Here is a 25,311-nt window from a genome sequence, read left to right on the forward strand (position 1 = left end):
AAAAAGGTACTCCCGGGCAGGGGGCGCCACGGGTGGTTTCGGGCTCGCGGGAATCGGCTGATTTTTGATTTTTTAGTCTCTGTCAGCACTGAAAAATAACCTTAAAAATCAATGCATTTACTGTTTTTAGTGTCGAAGTGGTACGTTTTTTGTTCGACACTGAACGCCATTTTCACCGTATACAGGAAAAGAGCACGACTGTGGATCAGGAAATTAAAAGCCTCGAATTAAACATCACACAGCTTTCGGCCATCACTGGTGCACACCGACAGACCATCGCCAGCAGGCTGAAGGGCGTAAAAACCTCAGGTGGGAACGGTAGTAACCTGAAAATCTACCGGCTGGTGGATATTCTGACCGCCATGATGACGATGCCGGCTGTTACCGGGGAGAATGACCCCAATAAGATGAAACCCTCAGATCGACGGGCATGGTTTCAGTCGGAAATGACGCGTATTGAGCTGGAAAAGGAGATGAGAACTCTGATCCCGGCCAGCGAGGTGCTGAGCGTTTATGCTGTCATGGCAAAAACGGTCGTCAAGACACTGGAGATACTGCCGGACTTACTGGAAAGGGATGCGGCATTGCCGCCTGATGCGCTGGAAATGACGCAAAAAATTATTGATCAACTCAGGGAAGATCTGGCCAGCATGACATACCAGGCCTGCGCGGATGCTATAAACGGAGATGATGATGACAACGGTGACGAAGGGCAAGAGGAAGAGCAGGAATAGTTTAGCCTCTGCCGTTGTTGCCGGATGTGATATCTCATCGATGTTCAGGCCGCCGCGCAGGATGAAAATATCGGATGCGGTCAGAAAATATATGCGCGTACCACGCGATGCGGGAAATTCTGTGGCATGGGAATCCACCCTGACCCCCTATGTGGTGGAAGCCATGAACTGCCTGTCATCACGCAGCTACGATGCCGTGGTATTTGTCGCCCCGGCAAGAACCGGTAAGACGCTGGGGCTGATTGACGGCTGGATTTCCTACAATATTGTCTGCGATCCGTCTGACATGCTGGTGGTTCAGATGACTCAGGACAAGGCGCAGGAGCACTCAAAGCGGCGTCTGGCAAAGATGTTTCGCCACAGTCCGGCGATAGCAAGAAGACTCAGCCCTCACCGTAACGATAATAATGTGCATGATAAAACGTTTCGTGATGGCTCGTTTCTGAAAATTGGCTGGCCATCAATCAATGTTTTTTCGTCTTCGGATTTTAAATGTGTGGCGCTGACTGACTACGATCGGTTCCCCGAAGATGTTGATGGTGAGGGGGATGCATTCTCGCTGGCGTCGAAGCGTACCACAACGTTTATGTCGCTGGGTATGACACTGGTGGAGAGCTCGCCGGGGCGGGAAATTACCGATACCAGATGGAAACCGTCATCACCGCACGAAGCACCGCCGACCACAGGAATACTTTCCCTGTACAACCGTGGCGATCGTCGTCGCTGGTACTGGCCGTGTCCGCATTGTGGCGAATATTTTCAGCCATCAATGGCGAATATGACCGGCTATCGCCATATTGCCGACCCTATGGAGGCCAGTGAAGCAGCGCGGATTCAGTGCCCACACTGCCATAAGTTGACTGAACCACAGCAGAAGCGTGAGCTGAATAATCGTGGCGTCTGGTTGCGGGAAGGTCAGCACATTGACCGCGACGGCAATATTACCGGCGAAGCCCGCCGCTCACGTATCGCCAGTTTCTGGATGGAGGGACCGGCGGCGGCTTATCAGACCTGGGCGCAACTGGTTTACAAGCTGCTGACCGCCGAAGAGGAATACGAACGAACCGGCAGCGAGGAAACCCTGAAAGCCGTCATCAATACGGACTGGGGATTACCCTATCAGTCCCGTCGCTCGCTGGAGGCACGCAGCGGTGACGCGCTGATGGCACGCGCTGAGGACGTATCAAAACGTACCGTTTCTGACGGGGTGCGTTTTATTGTGGCAACCGTTGACGTACAGGGCGGTAAAAAGCGGCGCTTTGTGGTCCAGGTAGTGGGCTATGGCGCATATGGTGAACGCTGGATCATTGACCGCTACAACATCCGTTATTCCCTGAGAGTGAATGAGGATGGCGAAAGCCAGCCTGTCAATCCGGCTGCAAGACCGGAAGACTGGGATTTGCTGAAAACGGATGTGCTGGAAAAGACGTATCCGCTGGCGGCAGATCCTGAACAGTTTATGCCGGTACTGGCAATGGCGGTGGACTCAGGCGGTGAAGACGGTGTTACCGATAATGCCTACGCGTTCTGGCGAAGGTGTAAGCGAAAAGGCGTTGCCGGGCGCGTTTATCTGTTCAAGGGAGACAGTACCCGACGCGAGAAGCTGATCACCAAAACCTATCCCGATAACACCGAACGCTCAGAACGTCGGGCAAAAGCCAGGGGGGATGTGCCGTTGTATCTGTTACAGACCAATGCCCTGAAAGACAGGGTAGCTGCCGCACTGGAGCGTGAGGAGCCGGGGGCGAATTACATTCATTTTCCTGACTGGCTGGGGCCGTGGTTCTACGAGGAACTGACCTATGAAGAGCGCAGCGCAGACGGAAAGTGGAAAAAACCGGGACGCGGTAATAACGAGGCGCTCGATCTGATGTGTTACGCCCACGCGCTGGCTATTCTCCGTGGCTATGAGCGAATCAACTGGGAAAAACCACCAGGATGGGCTCGCTTACCGGAAAAAGACGCCGCAAAAACCACGCAGCCTGTTGAGGTTCGCCAGCAGGAGCAACACGAAGGAGGAGAGAAAGCCGTGAAAGCCAGGAAGAAAAAAATTTTACCCGCCTGGGGCGGTGGTTCCGGAGGAGGGTGGTTATGACCAGGGCAGGGCTACAGGAGTTGTACAACGCCTGTCTGGAGGCCGAGCTTGCTGTACTGAAAGGCAAGTCCATCATGCTTAACGGTCAGTCAATGACAATGGAAAGCCTGGAGGAAATCAGGAAGGGGCGCCGCGAGATTGAAGACAGGTTACAGCGGTTAAATAATCCGCGACGGCTTTTCACCCGGGCGAGGTTGTCATGAATTTTATCGATAAAGCTATCAGCATGATGTCGCCGGGATGGGCTGTATCAAGACTCCGATCGCGGGCAGTAATAAAAGCTTACGAGGCTGCAATACCCACCCGGACACATAAAATTAAGCGTGAAAACCGCAACGCCAATCAACTAAACCAGATTGCCGGAAAGTCCCTGCGGGAGCAGGCCCGCTGGTTCGATAACAATCACGATCTGGTGGTGGGGGCGCTCGATAAGATGGAAGAGCGCGTTATCGGGGCTAAGGGGATCATCGTTGAGCCACAACCACTGACGGTGGCCGGAACGCTGAATAACGCGCTGGCGGAACAAATCCGCGCCAGATGGGCAGAGTGGTCCGTGTCGCCGGACGTGACCGGACAATATACGCGCCCGGTACTGGAGCGCCTTTTGTTACGCACATGGTTGCGGGACGGGGAGGTGTTCTCCCAGATGGTGGCGGGAAAAATGCCGGGGCTTGAGCCGGTGGCGGGCGTACCGTTCTGGCTTGAGGCGATGGAACCGGATTATGTCCCGATGGAACAGACGGACAGTACAAATAATCTGATTCAGGGGATCTATTTTAACGACTGGCAAAGGCCAAAAAGTTACATCGTCTGTAAATCCTGGCCGGGATTTGCCACCGCTATGGTGGCCACCAAGCTTATCGATGCAGAAAATATGCTGCATCTTAAATTCACCCGTCGCCTGAATCAGGCGCGGGGCGTCACGCTGCTGGCGCCGGTTATTATCCGGCTGCTGGATCTGAAGGAGTATGAGGACAGTGAAAGGCTGGCCGCGCGTATTTCGGCGGCTTTTGCCATGTTTATCCGGCGCAGTGACGCAATGGTACAGGATGGTGACGCGCCAGATTATGCGGATAAAGACCGCGATCTGGATATTGAACCCGGCACCATTCTGAAAGACCTGTTGCCGGGAGAGGATATCGGCACCATCAAATCTGACAGGCCAAATGCCAACCTGGAGTCTTTCCGTATGGGGCAACTGCGGGCGGTTGCCGCAGGTGTACGCGGAAGTTTTTCTTCTATTGCTAGAAACTACGACGGCACCTACAGCGCCCAGCGTCAGGAGCTGGTGGAGGCTCAGGAGGGATACGCCATTCTACAGGATAATTTTATTGCTGCCGTCAGTCGCCCGGTTTACCGGCGATGGCTGGCGACGGCGATTACGGCGGGTGTGATAGATGTGCCGACGGACACGGACATGGAGACCCTGTTTAATGCCGTGTATTCCGGTCCGGTTATGCCGTGGATAGATCCGCTGAAAGAGGCGAATGCCTGGAGGATACTGATACGCGGCGGGGCGGCAACAGAGAGTGACTGGGTGCGTGCCTGTGGCGGCGCACCTGCTGAAGTGAAACGCCGCCGTAAGGCGGAAATTGACGAAAACCGTAAGCTGGGACTGGTATTTGATACTGATCCGGCACATGACCCGGGGGAACAGGATAATGCCGGAAGTGAAGACAACAGTGGCGGCGATAAAAATGCCGCCGGTGATGACAGCAGGGAACGGACGCGGGGAGGGAAGCAGTAATAGCTGGTATTCCATCAGGGCTGCAGCCAATAACACGGCGGAAGTCCGCATTTATGACGAGATTGGTGGATGGGGAATTTCGGCTCGCTGGTTTGCAGAAGAACTGGCTGCACTGGGACAGATTAACCGGATAAATCTGCATATTCATTCACCTGGCGGAGCAGTACTGGACGGAATAGCCATTTATAACCTCCTGAAAAATCATCCGGCGCAAAAAACGGTGTATATCGATGGAATGGCCTGCTCAATGGCATCCGCTATTGCGATGGTAGGTAATCCCATCATTATGCCGGAAAACGCCATGATGATGATTCATAAGCCGCGCGGAGTGGCGGGGGGTGAGGCGGAGGATATCCGGGAATATGCTGACCTGCTTGACAAGATCGAAAGCGTCATTATCCCCATCTATACCGAAAAAACTGGAAAAACGCCTGAAGATATTGCTGCCATGCTGGCAAAGGAGACCTGGATGAGCGGCGCGGAGTGCGTCAGTGAAGGGTTTGCCGACAAACTGATACAGCCTGTAAAAGCAATGGCCTGTATTCATTCAAAACGTGTTGAGGAGTTTGAGCATATGCCACAGAGCATTAAAGGTATGATTATCGCCCCGCAGGGCAATGCAGGCGCGCAACCGCAGCCACAGGCAAAAGCCCCTGAGTCACAGATTCAGTCGCAGGCTCAGTCGCTGGTGACTGTAGATGAAAATGCCATTCGCGCACGCCTGCAGGAAGAACAGCGTAACCGTATCACCGGCATTCAGAATGTGTTTTCACTTTCCGGCGATCGTTATGCCTCGCTGATGGCAAAGTGCATTGCTGATGTGGATTGCTCTCTGGAAATGGCGAAGGACAGACTGTTGGCCGAGATGGCGAAAGGTATTACGCCGACTAACCAGCTGAATGGTCCGCAGAATCGCGCAGAGTTTCATGCCGGGATGTATACCGGAAACGGTAATATTACCGGCGACGCCGTTCGCGCTGCCGTGATGGCCCGCGCAGGCTATGAAGAAGCGCAGAAGGATAACCCGTACAACTGTATGACCCTGCGTGAACTGGCGCGAATTTCGCTGGTGGCGAGGGGGACAGGCGTGTCCAGCATGAATCCCATGCAGATGATCGGCATGGCATTTACGCACAGCACCTCCGATTTCGGTAACATTCTGCTGGATGTTGCAAACAAGTCCATTCTGCAGGGCTGGCAGGAAGCGCCGGAAACCTTCGATGTCTGGACCAAAAAAGGACAGTTGTCTGATTTCAGGATTGCGCACCGTGTGGGTATGGGGGGATTCAGTTCACTGCGTCAGGTTCGTGAAGGAGCGGAATACAAATACGTCACCACAGGGGATAAACAGGCGACCATTGCGCTCGCTACCTATGGGGAGCTGTTCAGCATTACCCGCCAGGCCATCATCAATGATGATATGAATATGCTGACGGATGTCCCGATGAAGCTGGGACGTGCGGCAAAAGCCACCATTGCCGATCTGGTTTATGACGTTCTCATCAGTAACCAGAAACTGTCCAGTGATAATGTGGCGCTGTTTGACAAGACGAAACACGCAAACGTCCTTGAAAAAGCCGTTATGGATGTGGCGTCCCTGGATAAAGCGCGCCAGCTAATGCGGATGCAGAAAGAGGGCGATCGCCACCTCAATATCCGTCCGGCATTTGTACTGGTGCCGACGGCGATGGAGTCTGTTTCAAATCAGGTGATTAAATCTGTCAGTGTCAAGGGGGCGGATATTAACGCCGGGATCATTAACCCGGTGAAAGATTTCGCCACGGTGATCGCGGAGCCTCGTCTTGATGACGCCAGTCAGTCCACTTTCTATCTTACTGCAGCAAAAGGCAGCGATACCGTTGAGGTGGCTTACCTTAACGGCGTGGATGAGCCGTATATCGACCAGCAGGAAGGATTCACGGTGGATGGCGTAACCACGAAAGTTCGTATTGATGCGGGCGTTGCGCCGGTGGATTATCGCGGCATGGTGAAATGCACCGTATAACCCACTAAAAGCAGACATTAAGCGATACGGCCCTGACGGGCTTTTTTTATACCTGAAATCCGGCACGGCGTGCCGGAAAGGAGAATAACCGTGGCTAAGAATTACGTGGAAGACGGCAAAACGATTGAAATTGTGGCGACCACGTCACTAAAGAGCGGAGATCTGGTACAGGTCGGCGATATGTTCGCTGTGGCTGTTACCGATATTGCCGCCGGGAGCGCCGGAACCGGCATCGCAGAAGGGGTATTCAGCATACCAAAACTGACAACAGAGGATATTGCCGTCGGGAAAAAAGTGTATCTGAAGGATAACGTGGTTCAGACGGATGCAACCGGCAGCCTGCCGTATGTCGGGGTGGTATGGGCGCCAGCGGCAAACGGTGATGAAACCGTTCCGGTAAAAATTAATGGCTGACCTTTTTGACGGGATGAAAAGGCGCATGGATGCACTTATCGCAGAACGCTTCGGCATGAAGGTCAACATCAACGGGACTGACTGCATAGTGGTGGAGTCTGATTTTCTGGCTGAACTGGGGCCTGTTGAAGGAAACGGAAAAAACGTAGTGGTGTTTTCAGGCAACGTTATCCCGCGCCGGGGAGACAGGGTGGTACTGCGGGGCAGTGAGTTTACCGTGACCCGTATCCGGCGTTTTAACGGTAAGCCACAACTGACTCTGGAGGAGAACAATGGAGGTAAAGGGGCTTAAAGAGGCCATTTCAGTACTTAAAGAAATTGATCGTGGATATGTGACCCGGGCAAAAATTCGGGCCATTAACCGGGTGGCAAAACGGGTGGTCAGCGTGTCAGTTCGCAGTGCTGCTGCTTTGGTGGTGGCCGGAGACAACCGACGGCAGGGTATTCCCGTCAGAGCGGTAAGACGTCGCGCCAGAGTCAGGCTGGCCAGAGCGGACAAGCCTTTTGCCAACATTTATGTGAACTGTGATCCGCTGACTGCCATCAGGTTACTGAGTTCGCCACCATCAACCCCGATGAGGGGGAGAAAAGGTAAGCCGCTACGTATAGGAAAATACCGTTTTGACCGGGGGTTTATTGCGCAGGCTCCGAACGGATGGTGGCAGGTATTTGAGCGTTCCGGTGCCGGAAGATACCCACTTAATGTGGTGAAAATCCCGGTTGCTGATGCATTGCGCCATGCGTTCAACACGCAGGTTGTTTTACAGATGAAAACGGAGATGCCCAAAGAGCTGAAGCATGAAATCAGTTATGAACTGAGGAGATTCACTAAAAAATGACCCGACACAGTGCAGTACGGCAGGCCATTATTGCCGCATTAAAAAAGACCGATGATGGCTCCACCACGTTTTTTGACGGTCGTCCGGTCGTGGTGGAGGAGGATGAGTTACCTGCGGTGGCGGTGTACCTGAGTGATGCTCAGTATACCGGTACTGAGGTGGACGGTGATATCTGGAGCGCGGTGCTACATGTGGAAGTATTTCTGAAAGCCACTGCACCGGACAGCGCCCTGGATGAACAGATGGAGAACAGGGTGTATCCGGCACTGGGGAGCGTGGCGGGACTGGGTGACATCATCCGGACAATGTCGGCGCAGGGGTATAACTATCAGCGAGACGATGAAATGGCGATGTGGGGGTCAGCCGATCTGAGTTACGACATCACCTATTCCATGTAGAGGAAAAGAGAATGACAGACACGACAATTCCTAATCCACTTGCGCCGGTAAAAGGCGCAAATACCACATTCTGGATGTACAACAGCGAGGGTGATCCGTTCGCCAGCCCGCTAAGTGATAATAACTGGCTGAGGCTGGCAAACGTAAAAGACCTGCAGCCGGGAGAACTGACGGCAGATGCAGAAGATAATAACTATCTTGATGACGAGAACGCTGACTGGAAAAGTACCACATAGGGACAGAAGTCTGCCGGGGATACTTCTGTGACGCTGGCGTGGAAGCCAGGTGAGGACGTACAGAAAAAGCTTATTCAACTGTTCACGACCGGGCAGAAGCGCGGATTCCGGATCAAGTATCCGAACGGCACTGTTGATGTGTTCAGAGGCTGGGTGAGCTCGCTGGGGAAAACGGTGCAGAGTAAGGATGAGATCGCCCGTACAGTAAAAATTACCAGTGTGGGCCGTCCGTACATGGCTGAAGAGGATGCACCGGAAGTGGTTAGTGTTACCGGACTGACAGTGGAACCGACAAATGCCACCGTGAAGGTCGGCGCCACAACAGCGGTTACGTTCACGGTGAAACCGGATAACGTGACAGATAAATCACTGCGTATCGCAACGTCAGATCCGACTACAGCCACCGTCACGCAGGCGGAAAATATTGCCACTGTAAAAGGTGTTAAGGCAGGTACAGTGAAAATTATTGGCATGACAACAGACGGTAATTTTACCGCTATTGCGGATATTACTGTTCAGGCATAACCCACCTCTCGTCCTGTTTTGGGGCATTTTTTTCAGGAATAAATCATGTTTTTAAAGAAAGAGACGTTTACCCGGGGGGATGCGTCGGTGGCATTGTTCGAGTTATCCGGCCTGCAACGTATTGAGTACCTGGAGTTCATCCAGAAACGTACTGCGAAATATGACACGGATATGGATGGTACGACGGAAGCGGATAAGCGCGTGGCTTATATGCAAATGGCACTGGAAATTAATGCCTGGCTGGTATCCCGCTCGCTTCTGAATGGTGATTCTTCTCAGGATGCAGACACGCTTTATCAGTCAGTACAGGCGAAGTGGTCGTATGAGGCGCTGGACGCAGGCGCAGAAAGTGTTCTGATGCTCAGCGGGCTGTCTGCGGATAAGAAAGATAACGCCAGTGATTCAGGTAATGAATCAGAGGACATGACGCCGGAAAAGTCCTGAATAATGAGCTTCATTTTGTCCGGCAACTGGCCCGGGAGTTCCGGCGGCCTGACTGGCGCCGGATGCTGGACGAAATGAGTTCAACTGAACTTAGTGAGTGGGCTGATTTCTTTCGGGAAAACAGTTTCAGTGATGCCCTGCTGGATGCGGAGTTTTCCACGCTGAAAGCGCAGGTGTTCATGCTGGTGACGGGGAAAGAAATCGATGCAGCGGACTTCAGTTTGCTGACATTACCCGGAGCGGTACAGAGCATGACGGAGCAGGATCTGCTTGAAGTGGCAGTCGGTATTCCGGGAGGAGTGAGATTTGAGCCAGAAAGTCGGTGATATCGTCATCAACATGGATGTTGATACAGCTAAAGTTGCCGCCGGTCTTCAGACTGCCAGTAACGGGCTGGGGAAGCTGGTGGACAGCAGTGATCTCGTTGAAAAACGCATCAAGCGATGTATGGAGTCCAGCGCCAGAAGTGTGGCGGCATCGGCAAAAAGTATCAGTGCCGCTATGGCGCAATCACAGGTTGCCACACGCACACAGAGTGACGCTATGGCACAACTGGCGCGTGAGGCGAACGAGGCCAGAGAAAGGGCTGTCGACCTGAATCAGAAGTTAAGGGCGGAAGCTGCGCAGGCAGCGGTGGTTGCACAGGCTCAGGATGCAGCCGCAGCGGCATTTTACCGTCAGATTGACAGTGTAAAACAGTTAAGCGGTGGTCTGCAGGAGTTACAGCGTATCCAGGCGCAGGTACGACAGGCGAAAGGACGCGGAGATATTTCACAGGGCGATTATCTGGCGCTGGTGTCTGAAGCTGCTGCAAAGACACGCGAACTTACCGATGCGGAGGCGCTGGCCACGCAGAAAAAAGCACAGTTTATACGTCGACTGAAAGAGCAGACGGCGGTACAGGGCCTCTCCCGTACTGAGTTGCTGCGGGTGAAGGCGGCTGAACTGGGGGTTAGCAGTGCCGCCGATGTCTATATCCGCAAACTGGATACCGCAACAAAATCCACTCATGCACTGGGACTGAAATCAGCAATGGCGCGCCGCGAGATAGGCGTACTGATTGGTGAACTGGCACGGGGAAATTTTGGCGCCCTTCGCGGTTCCGGTATCACGCTGGCCAACCGGGCCGGGTGGATTGAGCAACTGATGTCGCCGAAGGGCATGATGCTCGGCGGGCTGGTTGGCGGTGTGGCTGCGGCGGTTTACGGACTGGGTAAGGCGTACTATGAGGGGGCGAAAGAAAGTGAGGAGTTCAATAAACAGCTTATTCTGACCGGAAGTTACGCCGGAAAAACCACAGGCAAGCTTAATGAAATGGCGAAGTCGCTCGCCGGAAATGGCGTCACGCAGCACGACGCGGCAGGAGTACTGACCCAGGTGGTCGGTAGCGGAGCGTTTACCGGGCAGGCAGTGGCAATGGTATCCCGTACCGCGGCCAGAATGCAGGAAAACGTGGGGCAGTCAGTGGATGAAACCATCCGCCAGTTTAAACGGCTGCAGGATGATCCGGTGAATGCGGCGAAAGAACTGGACAGGGCACTGCATTTTCTGACTGCCACCCAGCTTGAACAAATCAGGGTGCTCGGTGAACAGGGAAGAACGGCTGATGCTGCGAAAATTGCCATGTCCGCGTATTCGGAAGAGATGAATAAACGGGCGGGTGACGTACATGATAATCTGGTCTGGATCGAGAAGGCATGGAATGCCGTGGGTGATGCGGCGAAGTGGGCGTGGGATCGGATGCTGGATATCGGGCGGGAAGATACGCTCGATGAAAAAATCGCGACACTGCAGGAAAAAATCGCGCGCGCCAGAAAAACGCCATGGACAGTGTCTTCCTCCCAGACTGAATATGATCAGCAGCAACTGAACGAACTTCAGGAACAGAAACGCCAGAAGGACCTGCTGGATGCGAAGGCGCAGGCAGAGCGTAATTATCAGAAGACTCAGAAGCGCCGGAACGAGCAGAACGCCGCGCTGAACCGGGATAATGAAACTGAATCCCTGCGGCATCAACGGGAGGTGGCGCGCATTACCGCCATGCAGTATGCCGATGCAGCGGTACGCAATGCCGCGCTGGAGCGTGAAAACGAACGCCATAAAAAAGCAATGGCACGGCAGAAGGAAAAGCCAAAGGCTTACTACAACGACGAGGCCGGGCGACTGCTTTTGCAGTACAGCCAGCAACAGGCGCAGACTGAAGGGCTGATTGCCGCCGCGAAGCTTTCCATGACCGAAAAAATGACGGAAGCGCATAAGCAGCTTTTGTCATTTCAGCAGCGCATCGCTGATTTGTCCGGTAAAAAACTGACGGCGGATGAACAAAGCGTACTGGCACATAAGGATGAAATAGCGCTTGCGCTACAGAAGCTGGATATCTCACAACAGGATTTGCAACACCAGAATGCCTTTAATGAACTGAAGAAAAAGACGCTCACATTAACCAGCCAGCTCGCTGACGAAGAATCCCGCGTCAGGCAGCAGCACGCACTGGCGCTGGCCACAATGGGTATGGGCGATCAGCAACGTGGCCGGTACGAAGAGCATCTGAAAATTCAACAGCACTACCAGGAACAACTGGAGCAGCTTAAGCGCGACAGCAAGGCAAAAGGGACATACGGTTCTGACGAATACCGTCAGGCGGAGCAGGAACTTCAGGCCAGTCTCGATCGCCGACTGGCTGAGTGGGCGGATTATAACGCGAAAGTGGATGCTGCGCAGGGAGACTGGACGCAGGGCGCGTCGCGGGCGCTGGATAACTTTCTGGCGCAGGGGGGCAACGTGGCAGGCATGACGGAGAACGTTTTCACAAACGCATTTAACGGCATGGCGGACAGTATCGCGAATTTTGCCGTGACCGGAAAGGGCAGTTTCCGGAGCCTGACGGTCTCCATCCTGGCTGACCTGGCAAAAATGGAGGCACGTATTGCGGCTTCTAAACTGTTGGGTTCAGTACTGGGTATGTTCGGCTTTGGCGCATCAGCAGGCGGAAGTACACCATCCGGGGCATACAGTTCAGCGGCGCTGTCGGTCATTCCAAATGCGGACGGCGGCGTGTACCGCTCAGCAGGACTCAGTCAGTACAGCGGCAGTATTGTTAACAGACCGACGTTCTTTGCATTTGCCAGAGGGGCGGCAGTAATGGGAGAGGCCGGTCCGGAGGCTATACTGCCGCTTCGTCGCGGTACTGACGGTAAGCTGGGGGTTGTGGCAGCAGGTTCCGGAGGGATGGCGATGTTTGCACCGCAGTATCATATTGCAATCAGCAACACGGGGCCGGAACTGACGCCGCAGGCGCTGAAGGCGGTTTATGATCTGGGTAAAAAGGCGGCGGCTGATTTCGTGCAGCAGCAGGGGCGTGACGGCGGCAGGCTTAGCGGGGCATATCGATGATGAAAACCTTTCACTGGAAAGTTGACCCGGACATGGGGGTGGATTCGGAACCACAGGTGTCGGTGGTGAGGTTCGGTGATGGCTACGAGCAGCGGCGTGCATCCGGGATCAATAATGACCTGAAAAAATACAGTGTGACTATCCGCGTTGACCGGGAGGATGGTCCGGCACTGGAGGGCTTTTTGTCACAGCATAACGGTGTGAAGGCGTTTTTGTGGACTCCGCCTTACGGATACCAGCAGATTAAGGTTGTCTGCCGGAAATGGAGTGTGAAAGCGGGATTGCTGAAAATAACATTCACCGCGACATTTGAGCAGGTTATTTCTTAGTATTTTTGATCGAAACGATCGATAAATATGATTAAACTTTCTAACCTGCTGCTGTTTCACTGAGCCCGCACAGTCAATAATCAAAAAAAGGAAATGTTATGAAAAAGATTGTCGTGGCGGTTTTAGTTGGTCTGGCGTTAGGTAGCATCGGCGTGGCTAACGCAGCAGGGTATAAAAATACCGTTTCAATTGGATATGCCTACACAGATTTAAGCGGCTGGCTTTCCGGTAATGCGAACGGTGCCAACATCAAATATAACTGGGAAGATCTGGACAGTGGATTCGGGGCGATGGGTTCAGTTACATACACCTCGGCTGATGTTAATAACTATGGGTATAAGGTAGGTGATGCTGATTATACCTCCCTTCTTGTTGGTCCTTCATACCGTTTTAACGACTATCTGAATGCTTACGTGATGATTGGTGCAGCAAACGGACATATTAAGGATAACTGGGGAAATTCTGACAATAAAACCGCCTTTGCTTATGGGGCAGGTATTCAGCTTAACCCGGTTGAAAATATTGCCGTTAATGCGTCTTATGAGCATACAAGTTTTTCCACTGATGCTGACAGTGACGTCAAAGCTGGAACCTAGGTGCTTGGCGTAGGTTACAGCTTCTGACCTTTAACATCGATACAGATTTAATGCCCTCCAGTGAGAGGGCTTTTTTATGGGTAAAACGAAATTATGACGATATGGCTATGTTGCTGTTATTTCTCAATGACACCACAGGCAAAACGTGCACCGCCACCACCCAGTGGAGCAGGTTTATCGGAGTAATTGTCACCGCCTTTATGGATCATCAATGAGTGACCTTTCAGTTCTGACAGTGATTTAAGGCGTGGTGCCAGTAACGGATACGTGGCTGTACCATCTGCATTGACAACCAGTCCAGGCAGATCCCCCAAATGCCCTTTGTCATTATATGGGCCAAGATGTTTCCCGGTTTTTTCGGGGTCAAGATGTCCTCCGGCCATGAGCGCCGGAACCTCTTTACCGTCTTTCATTCCCGGCATACAACTTGGGTTTGTGTGGACATGGAAGCCGTGAATTCCTGGCGTAAGACCATTTAGGTGAGGAGTGAAAAGCAGACCGTAAGGTGTCTCTGAAACTGTGATTTCACCTATGTTTTCTCCTGTTCCGCTGGACAGGGCATCGTTCATCTTTACAGTCAGGGTATTCTCTGCCATTGCTGAACAACTGATGAGCGCACCAGCTACCAGCGACAATATTGTGTATTTCATTAGTTACCTCGTTTTTTGGTTGTATCGTAAATACCATTAATAAAAGCAGGTATATGTTTGCAAGATAAATAATAAAGGATCTCTCATATATGCAGGATATACCACAGGAAACCCTGAGCGAGACCACCAAAGCGGAGCAGTCCGCGAAGGTGGATTTGTGGGAATTTGATTTAACCGCGATTGGCGGTGAGCGCTTTTTCTTCTGTAACGAACCGAACGAAAAAGGCGAGCCGTTAACCTGGCAGGGGAGGCAGTACGAACCGTACCCGATACAGGTACAGGATTTTGAGATGAACGGGAAAGGCGCATCTCCCCGCCCGAACCTCGTTGTTGCCAATCTCTTTGGTCTGGTCACGGGGATGGCGGAGGATTTGCAAAGTCTCGTCGGCGCGTCAGTGGTAAGGCATCAGGTTTACAGCAAGTTTCTTGATGCGGTGAATTTCAGTAACGGCAATCCGGACGCTGACCCGGAGCAGGAGGCGGTAGCGCGCTATAACGTGGAGCAGTTGTCAGAACTGGATTCATCAACTGCTACCATTATTCTGGCATCACCGGCAGAAACCGACGGTTCTGTGGTGCCGGGGCGTACCATGCTGGCGGACTCCTGTCCGTGGGATTACCGGGATGAAAACTGCGGATACGACGGCCCGCCCGTGGCCGATGAGTTCGATAAGCCCACCTCAGACCCGAAAAAGGATAAATGCAGCCACTGCATGAAAGGCTGTGAAATGCGTAACAATCTGGTGAATGCCGGATTTTTCGCTTCCATCAACAAACTGTCTTAACAGGTTCCCATGATTAACGATGACATTCTGGCACATGCCCGACAGTGTGCGCCTGCGGAATCGTGCGGTTATGTGGTCAGAACGGCACAGGGAGAGCGGTATTTTCCGTGTGAAAATCTGTCTGCTGAACCCACGATGTATTTTCGTATATCCCCGGAGGATTACCTGAATGCCCGGAACCGCGGCGACATCGTGGCGCTGGTACACAGCCATCCTGACGGTAAGCCCTGTCTCAGCAGTGCGGATCGTACCCTCCAGATACAAAGCGGGCTGGACTGGTGGCTGGTCTGTGATAACAGGATACATAAATTCCGCTGCGTGCCACACCTGACCGGGCGGCAGTTTGAGCATGGCGTGACGGACTGCTACACGCTGTTTCGTGATGCCTACCATCTGGCCGGGATTGATATGCCGGATTTCGATAGGGAAGATGACTGGTGGAGTCAGGGTAAAAGCCTCTATCTGGATCACCTGGAGGCGGCGGGATTTTACCGGGTGAATCCGGAGGATGCGCAGCCCGGCGACGTGCTGATTTGCTGTTTTGGTTCACCGACGCCCAATCATGCGGCGATTTACTGCGGCAACGGTGAACTGTTGCACCATATTCCGGAGCAGTTGAGTAAACGAGAGGGGTATAACGACAAATGGCAACGACGGACACACTCAATATGGCGGCACCGGCAATGGTGCGAATCTGCCTTTACGGGGATTTACAACGATTTGGAAAGCGCATCAGCCTCAGCATAAAGACAGCGGCGGAAGGCATACATGCGCTGGCGATACAACTCCCCGGATTCCGGCAGCGAATGAATGAGGGCTGGTATCAGGTCCGGATTGCCGGGAGCGATATGGCGCCGGATACCCTTACTGCCAGACTGAACGAATCGTTACCGCCGGGGGCAGTGGTTCATATTGTACCGCGTATGGCGGGAGCGAAAAACGGTATCTGGCAGGTGGTAGCCGGGGCAGCGCTGATTGGCGCGTCATTTATTCCCGGTCTGAATGCTGTAGCGGCGGCAGTATTGTTTTCCGCAGGAACCAGTATGGCGCTGGGTGGTGTGGCGCAGATGCTGACACCTGTACCCAAAACACCGACGGTGGGTCAGACAGATAACGGGAAACAGAACACGTACTTTTCTTCCCTGGAAAATATGGTGGCCCAGGGGAACCCGGTGCCGGTGTTGTACGGTGAAATGAAAATCGGGTCACGGGTGATATCGCAGATGATGAGTACCCGGGATGAGAGCACGTCGGGAAAAGTTGTGGTGATCGGCTCCCCGTTACAGGCAAACACCACGTCGCGGCAGGACGGCGGGATTACCAGACCGTCTGTCGTCATCCGGCAGTGATAATCATGACAACATGAGCTGATACACATGACCGCCATTACGGCGGTTTTGTTATTTATGGAGCCAGGAGAATGAGCAAAGGTGGAGGGAAGGGGCATACACCACGTGAGGCGAAGGACGATCTGAAGTCCACACAACAACTGAGCGTGATTGATGCCCTCAGTGAGGGACCGATAGTCGGCCCGGTGAACGGTCTGCAGAGCGTGCTGATTAATAACACGCCGGTGGTGGACGCGGACGGTAACAGTAATATTCACGGCGTGACCGTGGTATATCAGGTGGGGGAGACACCACAGGCACCGCTGGAAGGTTTTGAGGCTTCCGGCGCGGAAACGGTGCTGGGTGTGGAAGTGAAACACGATAATCCCGTTACCCGTACTGTTGTCTCAGAGAATGTCGACCGGCTACGCTTCACCTTTGGTGTACAGATGCTGCAGGAGACCACGGACAAGGGGGACCGTAACCCGTCCTCCGTGAATCTGCTGATACAGTTTCAGCGTAGCGGGATCTGGAACACAGAATTTGATATCACTATTAACGGCAAGATCACAACACAATATCTGGCATCGGTAGTGGCTGATAATTTACCGCCGCGCCCGTTCAGTGTCCGCATGGTCAGGGTGACACCGGACAGCACCACCGACAGGCTTCAGAACAAAACGCTGTGGTCGTCGTATACGGAAATCATCGATATCCGGCAGGGTTATCCTGGCACAGCGGTTGCCGGTCTGCTGGTGGATGCGGAACAGTTCGGCAGCCAGCAGGTCACGCGTAACTACCACCTGCGCGGACGTATTTTTCAGGTCCCCTCAAACTATGACCCGGATACCCGCACATATACCGGCCTGTGGGACGGGGCGTTTAAACCGGCGTACACGAATAACCCGGCGTGGTGCACGATGGATAAACTGACCCACCCCCGTTACGGGCTGGGCAGGCGTATCGGGGGGGCGGATGTGGATAAATGGGCGCTGTACGCCATCGCGCAGTACTGCGATCAACCGGTGCCGGACGGATTTGGCGGCACGGAACCCCGCATGACGCTTAATGCGTATATTACCACCCAGCGTAAGGCGTATGACGTTCTGGCGGATTTCTGCTCGGTGATGCGTTGTATGCCGGTATGGAATGGCCGCAAAATGACCTTCATCCAGGACCGCCCCTCCGATAAAGCATGGACCTACACCAACGGTAACGTGGTGGGCGGGCGCTTTAAATACAGCTTCAGTGCCCTGAAAGACCGCCATAACGCGGTAGAAGTGAGATACACCGATCCGCTGAATGGCTGGCAAACCTCCACGGAGCTGGTGGAAGACCATGCCTCACAGGCCCGTTATGGACGCAATCTGCTGAAAATGGACGCGTTCGGCTGTACCTCACGTGGACAGGCGCACCGGACGGGGTTGTGGGTGATGATGACGGAGCTGCTGGAAACGCAGACCGTGGATTTTTCTGTCGGTGCGGAAGGTCTGCGTCATACACCGGGCGATATTATTGAGGTCTGCGACAACGATTACGCCGGGGCGTCGGTCGGTGGGCGTATCACTGACCTGGATATTTCCACCCGCACGCTGACGCTTGACCGGGAAATAACACTACCGGAAAGCGGCGCCACCACGCTGAATATTGTCGGGCCTGACGGTAAGCCGTTCAGTACGGAGATGCAGTCGCAGCCCGCACCGGATCGGGTGGTAACGAAAGTCCTGCCGGAAACCGTGCAGCCATACAGTATCTGGGGGCTGAAACTGCCCTCCCTGAAGCGCCGCCTTTTCCGTTGCGTGCGTATTAAGGAGAATGACGACGGCACATACGCTATTACTGCCTTGCAGCACGTTCCGGAAAAAGAGTCCATCGTGGACAACGGGGCGCACTTTGACCCGTTACCGGGGACCACCAACAGCATTATTCCGCCCGCTGTGCAGCATCTGACAGTCAGCACGGATAACGACAGTACCCTGTATCAGGCCAAAGCGAAGTGGGGCACGCCGCGGGTGGTAAAAGATGTGCGTTTTGTGGTGAGGCTGACCACAGGCAGTGGGAACGAGGGCGATCCGGTTCGTCTGGTGACAACGGCGACGACCAGCGAAACGGAGTACGCCTTCCACGAACTGCCACTGGGTGACTACACGCTGACAGTCAGGGCAATAAACGGTTACGGGCAGCAGGGTGAACCGGCGTCCGTGGCATTCAGTATTCAGGCACCGGAAGCGCCATCCACGATTGAGATGACGCCGGGTTATTTTCAGATAACGGTGACGCCGCACCAGACTGTCTACGATGCCAGTGTGCAGTATGAGTTCTGGTACTCCGCCACGCAACTGGCGACTGCCGCCGATATTCAGTCAAAAGCACAGTATCTGGGCGTCGGGTCATTCTGGATAAAGGATGGACTGAAACCACTGCATGATGCCTGGTTTTACGTGCGCAGTGTAAATCTGGCTGGAAAATCAGTATTTGCGGAAGCATCCGGACGTCCGGGGGATGACGCGAAAGGGTATCTGGATTTTTTTAAGGGACTGATTACGGAGACGTATCTTGGTACGGAGTTGCTGAAAAAAATTGACCTGACGGAGAATAACGCCAGCAAACTGCAACAATTTTCGAAGGAGTGGCAGGACGCTAACGATAAATGGAGCGCCACGTGGGGCGTCAAAATAGAGCAGACCAAAGACGGCAAATATTATGTGGCCGGACTTGGACTGAGCATGGAAGACACGCCTGACGGGAAGATAAGCCAGTTCCTGGTGGCGGCGGATCGCATTGCTTATATTAACCCGGCAAACGGAAACGAGACGCCCGGATTCGTCATGCAGGGCGACCAGATAATCATGAATGAGGCGTTCCTGAAATACCTGAGCGCGCCGACCATTACCAGTGGCGGGAATCCTCCGGCATTTTCCCTGACGCCGGATGGAAAGCTGACTGCGAAAAATGCGGATATCAGCGGCCATATCAACGCTGTATCTGGCTCGTTTACGGGAGAAATCAATGCCACCTCCGGTAAGTTTTCTGGCGTGATAGAAGCAAGAGAGTTTGTCGGTGATATCTGCGGCTCAAAAGTCATGCAGGGCGTGAGCATCAGGGCGACGAACGACGAACGCAGCACCTCAACACGGTATACCGACAGCGCCACCTATCAGATAGGGAAAACCATCACGGTGATGGCTAACTGTGAGCGTAACGGTGGCACCGGTGCCATCACAGTCACGATAAATATTAACGGCCAGGTGAAAACGGCGGAGGTTATGCCGTATACCGCAGGGATTCCGGCCATGTATCAGACCGTCGTCTTTTCGGTCTACACCACTTCACCTGTCGTGGATATCAGCGTCTCTCTGAGGGTCCGTGGGCAGTACACCACGTCTGCTTCCGTCTGGCCGCTGGTGATGGTTTCCCGGTCGGGGAGCAACTTCACAAACTGACCGGATTTCCGGTCCCTTTCGTTTAATGAGGAACAAATATGACTATGTCGCGCGTAATTTCTCTGGCGGCAGGGCTTTCCCTGTCCGTTTTATTTTCCACTGCTGCCGTTGCCGATAACGGAAGAGGAAGCGGCAACAGCAATATTGAAAACCAGACCCGGATTTATACCGGCACCGACCGTGGGCAGAAACAGCACCGCGAGGCAAAGGGAAAAACAATCACGCGGAGCGTCCAGTGTTCTCTGCCGGCATATTTACGTGACCCGGATAATCAGTGCTGAGATGTGAATGAATCTGAAGCCTGCCTGCGGGCGGGCTTTTTTATGGAGGCAATATGCCAGTACTTATTTCCGGCGTACTGAAGGATGGTACGGGAACGCCGGTACAGAACTGCACCATTCAGCTGAAGGCCTGCCGGACCAGTACGACGGTGGTCGTGAATACGGTGGCATCAGAAAATCCGGATGACGCCGGGCGCTACAGCATGGATGTGGAGCAGAGGCAGTACACTGTCACGCTCCTGGTGGACGGGTATCCCCCGTCACATGCCGGAGTTATTACGGTTTACGATGATTCAAAGCCGGGCACCCTGAATGATTTTCTGGGGGCCATGACGGAAGACGACGTCCGCCCGGAGGCGCTGCGGCGTTTTGAGGCGATGGTGGAAGAAGTTGCCCGCCAGGCATCGGAGGCATCGCGGAATGCCACCGCCGCAGGGCAGGCATCTGAACAGGCGCAGACATCAGCAGGTCAGGCATCGGAAAGCGCCACGGCAGCAGTGAATGCAGCCGGAGCGGCAGAAGCATCAGCCACACAGGCAGCCTCATCCGCAGCATCTGCGGAGAGCAGCGCAGGTACGGCGACCACAAAAGCCGGGGAGGCATCAGCCAGCGCGGCGTCGGCTGACACAGCCAGAACGGCGGCAGCCGCATCGGCAGCCGCAGCGAAAACATCTGAAGCGAATGCAGATGCCTCCCGTACTGCCGCCGGCGATTCAGCTGCTGCCGCAGCCGCCAGCGCGACGGCGGCGCAGACATCAGCAGAGCGCGCCGGAGCATCCGAAACCGCCGCGAAGACGTCAGAAACGCAGGCGGCTTCCAGTGCCGGTGATGCAGGTGCGTCAGCCACTGCGGCGGCAGCGTCGGAAAAGGCGGCAGCCGCATCGGCAGCCGCAGCGAAAACATCTGAGACAAATGCAGCAACGTCAGCAAGTACAGCAGCGGCCAGCGCAACAGCCGCCTCGTCATCAGCATCGGAGGCATCCACTCACGCCGCCGCATCTGATACCAGCGCATCACTGGCGGCGCAAAGCAGTACTGCTGCCGGAGCAGCAGCCACCAGAGCAGAAGATGCCGCAAAACGGGCAGAAGATATCGCGGACGTGATTTCCCTGGAAGATGCCAGCCTGACGAAAAAAGGTATCGTTAAGTTAAGCAGCGCCACGGACAGTGACAGCGAAGCGCTGGCAGCCACGCCAAAGGCGGTCCATGCTGTCATGGACGAGGTACAGACCAAAGCGCCGCTGGACAGTCCGGCACTGACTGGTACGCCAACAGCACCAACTCCGGAAACCGTAGCTGCAGGTATTGAAATTGCCACGGCAGCGTTTGTGGCTGCGAAAGTGGCGCAGTTGGTTGGTTCTGCGCCGGAAACGCTGGACACGCTGAAAGAACTGGCTGACGCGCTGGGTAACGATCCGAACTTTGCCACCACTGTACTGAATAAACTGGCGGGCAAGCAGCCGCTGGACGATACACTGACGGCGCTGTCAGGAAAAAGCGTTGACGGTCTTATCGAATACGTTGGTTTACGGGAAACCATAAATCACGCCGCCGATGCATTACTAAAATCACAGAACGGTGGCGATATTCCGGAAAAGCCGCTGTTTGTACAAAATATCGGAGCGCTCCCTGCATCAGGTACGGCTGTTGCAGCGAACAGACTGGCATCACGCGGCGCGCTTCCGGCACTGACTGGTGCGACAAGAGGCAGCGATAGCGGCCTGATAATGGGCGAGGTCTACAACAATGGCTATCCGACGCAATACGGAAATATTTTACGTCTGACCGGAACCGGTGATGGGGAAATCCTCATTGGCTGGAGCGGGACAAACGGTGCGCCAGCGCCCGCATATATTCGCAGTCATCGAGATACCGCCGATGCTGAGTGGTCCGAATGGGCGATGCTCTACACCTCACTAAATCCGCCACCGAATTCGTATCCAGTAGGTGCGGCGATAGCATGGCCGTCTGATGCTACCCCAGCCGGTTACGCCCTGATGCAGGGGCAATCGTTTGATAAATCTGCTTACCCGTTACTGGCTATAGCGTATCCGTCCGGCATTATCCCTGACATGCGGGGCTGGACAATAAAGGGTAAGCCCATCAGTGGACGTGCTGTACTGTCGCAAGAAATGGACGGCAACAAATCGCACAGTCACAGCGCCAGAGCGCAGGATACTGACTTAGGGACAAAATCTACCTCATCCTTTGATTACGGCACGAAATCGACCAATACCACGGGCAATCATACTCACCAGTTCGGCGGTTATATCAATTCATACTGGGGAGATTCCAATCACACCTCATTTCAGCCTGGAGGTGGTGCATGGACACAGGCCGCTGGCGACCATGCACATACAGTTTATATCGGAGGACATGAGCACACCATGTATATCGGTCCACACGGACACGTCGTTATTGTGGACGCAGACGGTAATGCGGAAACCACGGTTAAAAACATTGCATTTAACTACATAGTGAGGCTGGCATAATGACTTTTAAAATGAGCGAACAGGCGCAGACAATTAAAATTTTCAATCTGCGTTCAGATACTAACGAATTTATTGGTGCAGGTGATGCGTATATTCCGCCGCACACAGGACTACCGGCAAACTGTACTGATATCGCCCCTCCTGATATTCCCGCCAGTCATATTGCTATATTTGACGCTGAAACCCAGACATGGAGTTTGCATGAGGATCACCGCGGCGAGATGGTTTACGACACAACAACCGGCAATCAGGTTTATATCTCCGCTCCTGGTCCGTTGCCCGAAAATGTCACATCAGTTTCACCAGGTGGTGAATACCAGAAATGGGATGGTAAGGCTAAGGTCTGGGTAAAAGACGAAGCGGCTGAAAAAGCAGCGCAGCTTCGTCAGGCGGAAGAAACCAAAAGCCGTCTTTTGCAAATGGCATCTGAAAAAATCGCGCCATTGCAGGATGCAGTTGATCTTGGAATCGCAACAGATGATGAGAAAGCGCGGCTCGACGAATGGAAAAAATATAGGGTGCTGGTAAACCGGATGGATACAGCCGCCCCTGACTGGCCGGAAAGACCAGCCAGCCAGTAGGCGTTACTGTGGTAATGCAGGCCACCTGATTGCTGTGAAGGTGGCCTCATCTGAAACACCTGTTAAGTCCAGCGATTTAAGAACATTGATATAATTCATCGGCAGAATCAAAGCTGCTTTATTTTCATCACTGATAATCCCCAGCGTTAATTCTATGCGCCAGTCCTTAATGGCATTATCTGAATCGTTAAGTAATTTCTGCCGGGTGACTTCTGCCTGCCAAAATTGAACGCCGGGCGTTGATACCGGATGATCTGGTCATCGTGGAAAGCGACCCTGAAAAAATCGACACTTTAGCTGTAAAATGACAGTCCCGCCATCCGGTCATCATAACGGATTTTTCTTCTGCACCTTCTGAAGCCCGCCATGGCAGGACGACCATGAATCCGCCGATAACCTTATTGTGAAATTAAGACCAGGAAGAGATGATGTCTGTCGGACAGATACTATATGTAAATTTATAAAGGTTTTTTGTTATGCCCTTTCATATTGGAAGCGGATGTCTTCCCGCCATCATCAGTAACCGCCGCATTTATCGTATTGCCTGGTCTGATACCCCCCCTGAAATGAGTTCCTGGGAAAAAATGAAGGAATTTTTTTGCTCAACGCACCAGACTGAAGCGCTGGAGTGCATCTGGACGATTTGTCACCCGCCGGCCGGAACGACGCGGGAGGATGTGGTCAGCAGATTTGAACTGCTCAGGACGCTCGCGTATGACGGATGGGAGGAAAACATTCATTCCGGCCTGCACGGGGAAAACTACTTCTGTATTCTGGATGAAGACAGTCAGGAGATATTATCAGTCACCCTGGATGACGTCGGGAACTATACCGTAAATTGCCAGGGGTACAGTGAAACACATCACTTAACCATGGCAACAGAACCGGGAGTGGAACGCACAGATATAACTTACAACCTAACCAGTGATATTGATGCTGCGGCCTATCTGGAGGAATTGAAACAGAATCCAATTATAAATAATAAAATAATGAATCCGGTAGGGCAGTGTGAGTCATTAATGACTCCTGTAAGCAATTTTATGAATGAAAAAGGGTTCGATAATATTCGTTATCGAGGTATATTTATCTGGGATAAACCAACAGAGGAAATACCAATAAATCATTTTGCAGTGGTTGGAAATAAAGAAGGAAAAGACTATGTGTTTGATGTTTCAACCCATCAGTTTGAAAATAGAGGTATGAGTAATCTGAATGGCCCATTAATTCTTTCAGCAGATGAATGGGTTTGTAAATATAGAATGGCAACAAGAAGGAAACTTATTTATTATACTGATTTTAGTAATTCAAGTATAGCAGCTAATGCCTATGATGCATTACCACGAGAATTAGAATCAGAATCTATGGCAGGGAAAGTTTTTGTTACATCACCGAGATGGTTTAATACCTTTAAAAAGCAAAAATATTCCTTAATAGGTAAAATGTAAGCGCACCGTGGAGGACGTCTGTCAGAACCCTGTCAATCCGGCGATGATAGTGTCCACTTAAATTTTGATGGACACTATCACAGATGACAGAGTCCACAGCCCGGCGCAAACACGGCTGTCGGTCAGGAAAGAGAAAAGCCAGTCGCTGTACGACTGGATACAGGCGCAGTTGAAAACGTTGTCGGTGCATGCGGAGATGGCGAAGGAGTTCGGTTACATGCTGAAGCAGTGTGATGCGTTGAGCGTGTCCTCTGCTGCGACGGTCGGGTGGAGATCGACAACAACATCTGTGAAAACGCCTTACGGTGCTTGGCGCTGGGCCGACGTAACTATCTGTTCTTCGGCTCAGACAGGAGCGGCGAGGCAGCGGCGATCATCTATAGCCTGCTGGGTACGTGCAAACTAAACGACGTGGAGTCCGAGGCATGGTTACGCGACGTGCTGTGGAAAATCAGCGACTGGTCATCGAACCGGGTGCACGAACTGCTGCCCTGGAACCTCGAAACCGTAAAATAATCCTTACGCTACGTCCTAAACGGGACGCTTACTGA

At 53.2% G+C, this 25,311-nt stretch carries 23 protein-coding genes and 4 pseudogenes; 25 read left to right on the forward strand and 2 right to left on the reverse strand.

Going from position 1 to position 25,311, the window contains the following annotated elements; genetic code table 11:
- The first annotated feature begins 200 nt into the window (after nt 1–200).
- The 15 genes and pseudogenes from ACFK9X_RS09370 to ACFK9X_RS09440 all read left to right on the forward strand — a co-directional run bounded on the left by ACFK9X_RS09370 (nt 201) and on the right by ACFK9X_RS09440 (nt 13,755).
- Complete coding sequence (locus ACFK9X_RS09370; RefSeq protein WP_000371784.1) at nt 201–734, forward strand: DUF1441 family protein; 534 nt, start codon at nt 201–203, stop codon at nt 732–734.
- Nucleotides 691–2,829: a phage terminase large subunit family protein gene (locus ACFK9X_RS09375; protein ID WP_000989241.1), complete on the forward strand. Its 2,139-nt coding sequence runs from the start codon at nt 691–693 to the stop codon at nt 2,827–2,829. The genes ACFK9X_RS09370 and ACFK9X_RS09375 overlap by 44 nt, the downstream gene beginning before the upstream one ends.
- Nucleotides 2,826–3,032 carry a primosomal replication protein PriB/PriC domain protein gene (locus ACFK9X_RS09380; RefSeq protein WP_151116248.1) on the forward strand — a complete coding sequence of 69 codons (207 nt, stop codon included), beginning with the start codon at nt 2,826–2,828 and terminating at the stop codon, nt 3,030–3,032. Before ACFK9X_RS09375 ends, ACFK9X_RS09380 begins: the two co-directional genes overlap by 4 nt.
- Nucleotides 3,029–4,576 (forward strand): phage portal protein, encoded by a 1,548-nt coding sequence (locus ACFK9X_RS09385; RefSeq protein WP_391029445.1) that lies wholly within the window; start codon nt 3,029–3,031, stop codon nt 4,574–4,576. Before ACFK9X_RS09380 ends, ACFK9X_RS09385 begins: the two co-directional genes overlap by 4 nt.
- Entirely contained in the window at nt 4,500–6,581 is a 2,082-nt protein-coding gene (locus tag ACFK9X_RS09390; protein ID WP_151117919.1) for a ClpP-like prohead protease/major capsid protein fusion protein, read from the forward strand. The genes ACFK9X_RS09385 and ACFK9X_RS09390 overlap by 77 nt, the downstream gene beginning before the upstream one ends.
- 90 nt (nt 6,582–6,671) lie before the next feature.
- Nucleotides 6,672–6,995 (forward strand): DUF2190 family protein, encoded by a 324-nt coding sequence (locus tag ACFK9X_RS09395; RefSeq protein ID WP_001107908.1) that lies wholly within the window; start codon nt 6,672–6,674, stop codon nt 6,993–6,995.
- The gene (locus tag ACFK9X_RS09400; RefSeq protein WP_000774239.1) at nt 6,988–7,287 is read left to right on the forward strand and encodes an ATP-binding protein; all 300 of its coding nucleotides are present in this window, start codon (nt 6,988–6,990) and stop codon (nt 7,285–7,287) included. Before ACFK9X_RS09395 ends, ACFK9X_RS09400 begins: the two co-directional genes overlap by 8 nt.
- Nucleotides 7,268–7,834 (forward strand): phage tail protein, encoded by a 567-nt coding sequence (locus ACFK9X_RS09405; RefSeq protein ID WP_151116250.1) that lies wholly within the window; start codon nt 7,268–7,270, stop codon nt 7,832–7,834. Before ACFK9X_RS09400 ends, ACFK9X_RS09405 begins: the two co-directional genes overlap by 20 nt.
- Nucleotides 7,831–8,232 carry a phage minor tail U family protein gene (locus ACFK9X_RS09410; RefSeq protein ID WP_000196703.1) on the forward strand — a complete coding sequence of 134 codons (402 nt, stop codon included), beginning with the start codon at nt 7,831–7,833 and terminating at the stop codon, nt 8,230–8,232. The genes ACFK9X_RS09405 and ACFK9X_RS09410 overlap by 4 nt, the downstream gene beginning before the upstream one ends.
- An 11-nt stretch (nt 8,233–8,243) precedes the next feature.
- Nucleotides 8,244–8,993, forward strand: a pseudogene (locus ACFK9X_RS09415) (phage tail protein).
- Between the two features lie 45 nt (nt 8,994–9,038).
- Nucleotides 9,039–9,437, forward strand: a complete 399-nt coding sequence (gene gpG, locus ACFK9X_RS09420; RefSeq protein ID WP_000478859.1) for a phage tail assembly chaperone G — start codon at nt 9,039–9,041, stop codon at nt 9,435–9,437.
- Nucleotides 9,434–9,763, forward strand: coding sequence for a phage tail assembly protein T (locus tag ACFK9X_RS09425; protein WP_010989009.1), 330 nt, complete (start codon nt 9,434–9,436; stop codon nt 9,761–9,763). Before gpG ends, ACFK9X_RS09425 begins: the two co-directional genes overlap by 4 nt.
- A 79-nt stretch (nt 9,764–9,842) precedes the next feature.
- Nucleotides 9,843–12,830 carry a phage tail tape measure protein gene (locus ACFK9X_RS09430; RefSeq protein ID WP_151117921.1) on the forward strand — a complete coding sequence of 996 codons (2,988 nt, stop codon included), beginning with the start codon at nt 9,843–9,845 and terminating at the stop codon, nt 12,828–12,830.
- Entirely contained in the window at nt 12,827–13,159 is a 333-nt protein-coding gene (locus ACFK9X_RS09435) for a phage tail protein (RefSeq protein WP_151116252.1), read from the forward strand. The genes ACFK9X_RS09430 and ACFK9X_RS09435 overlap by 4 nt, the downstream gene beginning before the upstream one ends.
- Before the next feature lie 98 nt (nt 13,160–13,257).
- Nucleotides 13,258–13,755, forward strand: coding sequence for an Ail/Lom family outer membrane beta-barrel protein (locus ACFK9X_RS09440; RefSeq protein WP_000725267.1), 498 nt, complete (start codon nt 13,258–13,260; stop codon nt 13,753–13,755).
- Between the two features lie 116 nt (nt 13,756–13,871).
- On the opposite strand, the gene sodC1 is transcribed toward ACFK9X_RS09440, so the two are convergent.
- The gene (sodC1, locus tag ACFK9X_RS09445; protein WP_000877926.1) at nt 13,872–14,405 is read right to left on the reverse strand and encodes a superoxide dismutase [Cu-Zn] SodC1; all 534 of its coding nucleotides are present in this window, start codon (nt 14,403–14,405) and stop codon (nt 13,872–13,874) included.
- Nucleotides 14,406–14,494: 89 nt separating this feature from the next.
- On the opposite strand from sodC1, the gene ACFK9X_RS09450 reads away from it, so the two are divergent.
- From ACFK9X_RS09450 to ACFK9X_RS09485, 8 genes and pseudogenes are all read left to right on the forward strand, one after another.
- A complete protein-coding gene (locus ACFK9X_RS09450; protein ID WP_001152415.1) occupies nt 14,495–15,190 on the forward strand; it encodes a phage minor tail protein L in 696 nt (231 codons plus the stop codon).
- A 9-nt stretch (nt 15,191–15,199) separates the two neighbouring features.
- Entirely contained in the window at nt 15,200–15,937 is a 738-nt protein-coding gene (locus ACFK9X_RS09455) for a C40 family peptidase (protein ID WP_000606351.1), read from the forward strand.
- A complete protein-coding gene (locus tag ACFK9X_RS09460) occupies nt 15,835–16,539 on the forward strand; it encodes a tail assembly protein (protein ID WP_001576012.1) in 705 nt (234 codons plus the stop codon). Before ACFK9X_RS09455 ends, ACFK9X_RS09460 begins: the two co-directional genes overlap by 103 nt.
- Nucleotides 16,540–16,610: 71 nt before the next feature.
- Nucleotides 16,611–19,059 (forward strand): annotated as a pseudogene (locus tag ACFK9X_RS09465) (host specificity protein J).
- Nucleotides 19,060–19,085: 26 nt separating this feature from the next.
- Nucleotides 19,086–19,961, forward strand: a complete 876-nt coding sequence (locus ACFK9X_RS09470) for a DUF1983 domain-containing protein (protein WP_001541993.1) — start codon at nt 19,086–19,088, stop codon at nt 19,959–19,961.
- Between the two features lie 38 nt (nt 19,962–19,999).
- Nucleotides 20,000–20,242, forward strand: coding sequence for a hypothetical protein (locus tag ACFK9X_RS09475; protein ID WP_000178849.1), 243 nt, complete (start codon nt 20,000–20,002; stop codon nt 20,240–20,242).
- A 53-nt stretch (nt 20,243–20,295) separates the two neighbouring features.
- The gene (locus tag ACFK9X_RS09480; RefSeq protein WP_151116254.1) at nt 20,296–22,734 is read left to right on the forward strand and encodes a phage tail protein; all 2,439 of its coding nucleotides are present in this window, start codon (nt 20,296–20,298) and stop codon (nt 22,732–22,734) included.
- Complete coding sequence (locus ACFK9X_RS09485; protein WP_000143167.1) at nt 22,734–23,315, forward strand: tail fiber assembly protein; 582 nt, start codon at nt 22,734–22,736, stop codon at nt 23,313–23,315. The genes ACFK9X_RS09480 and ACFK9X_RS09485 overlap by 1 nt, the downstream gene beginning before the upstream one ends.
- A gap of 3 nt (nt 23,316–23,318) precedes the next feature.
- Here the strand turns inward: ACFK9X_RS09485 and ACFK9X_RS09490 are convergent.
- Nucleotides 23,319–23,534 (reverse strand): annotated as a pseudogene (locus tag ACFK9X_RS09490) (tail fiber assembly protein); the annotation flags it as partial.
- Nucleotides 23,535–23,791: 257 nt separating this feature from the next.
- On the opposite strand from ACFK9X_RS09490, the gene sseI reads away from it, so the two are divergent.
- Complete coding sequence (gene sseI / locus ACFK9X_RS09495) at nt 23,792–24,760, forward strand: SPI-2 type III secretion system effector SseI (RefSeq protein WP_151116256.1); 969 nt, start codon at nt 23,792–23,794, stop codon at nt 24,758–24,760.
- 97 nt (nt 24,761–24,857) lie between these two features.
- Nucleotides 24,858–25,276, forward strand: a pseudogene (locus ACFK9X_RS09500) (transposase); the annotation flags it as partial.
- Nucleotides 25,277–25,311: the final 35 nt, after the last annotated feature.

The organism is Salmonella sp. WC3 (assembly GCF_042932255.1).
Taxonomy (GTDB): Bacteria; Pseudomonadota; Gammaproteobacteria; order Enterobacterales; family Enterobacteriaceae; genus Salmonella; species Salmonella enterica.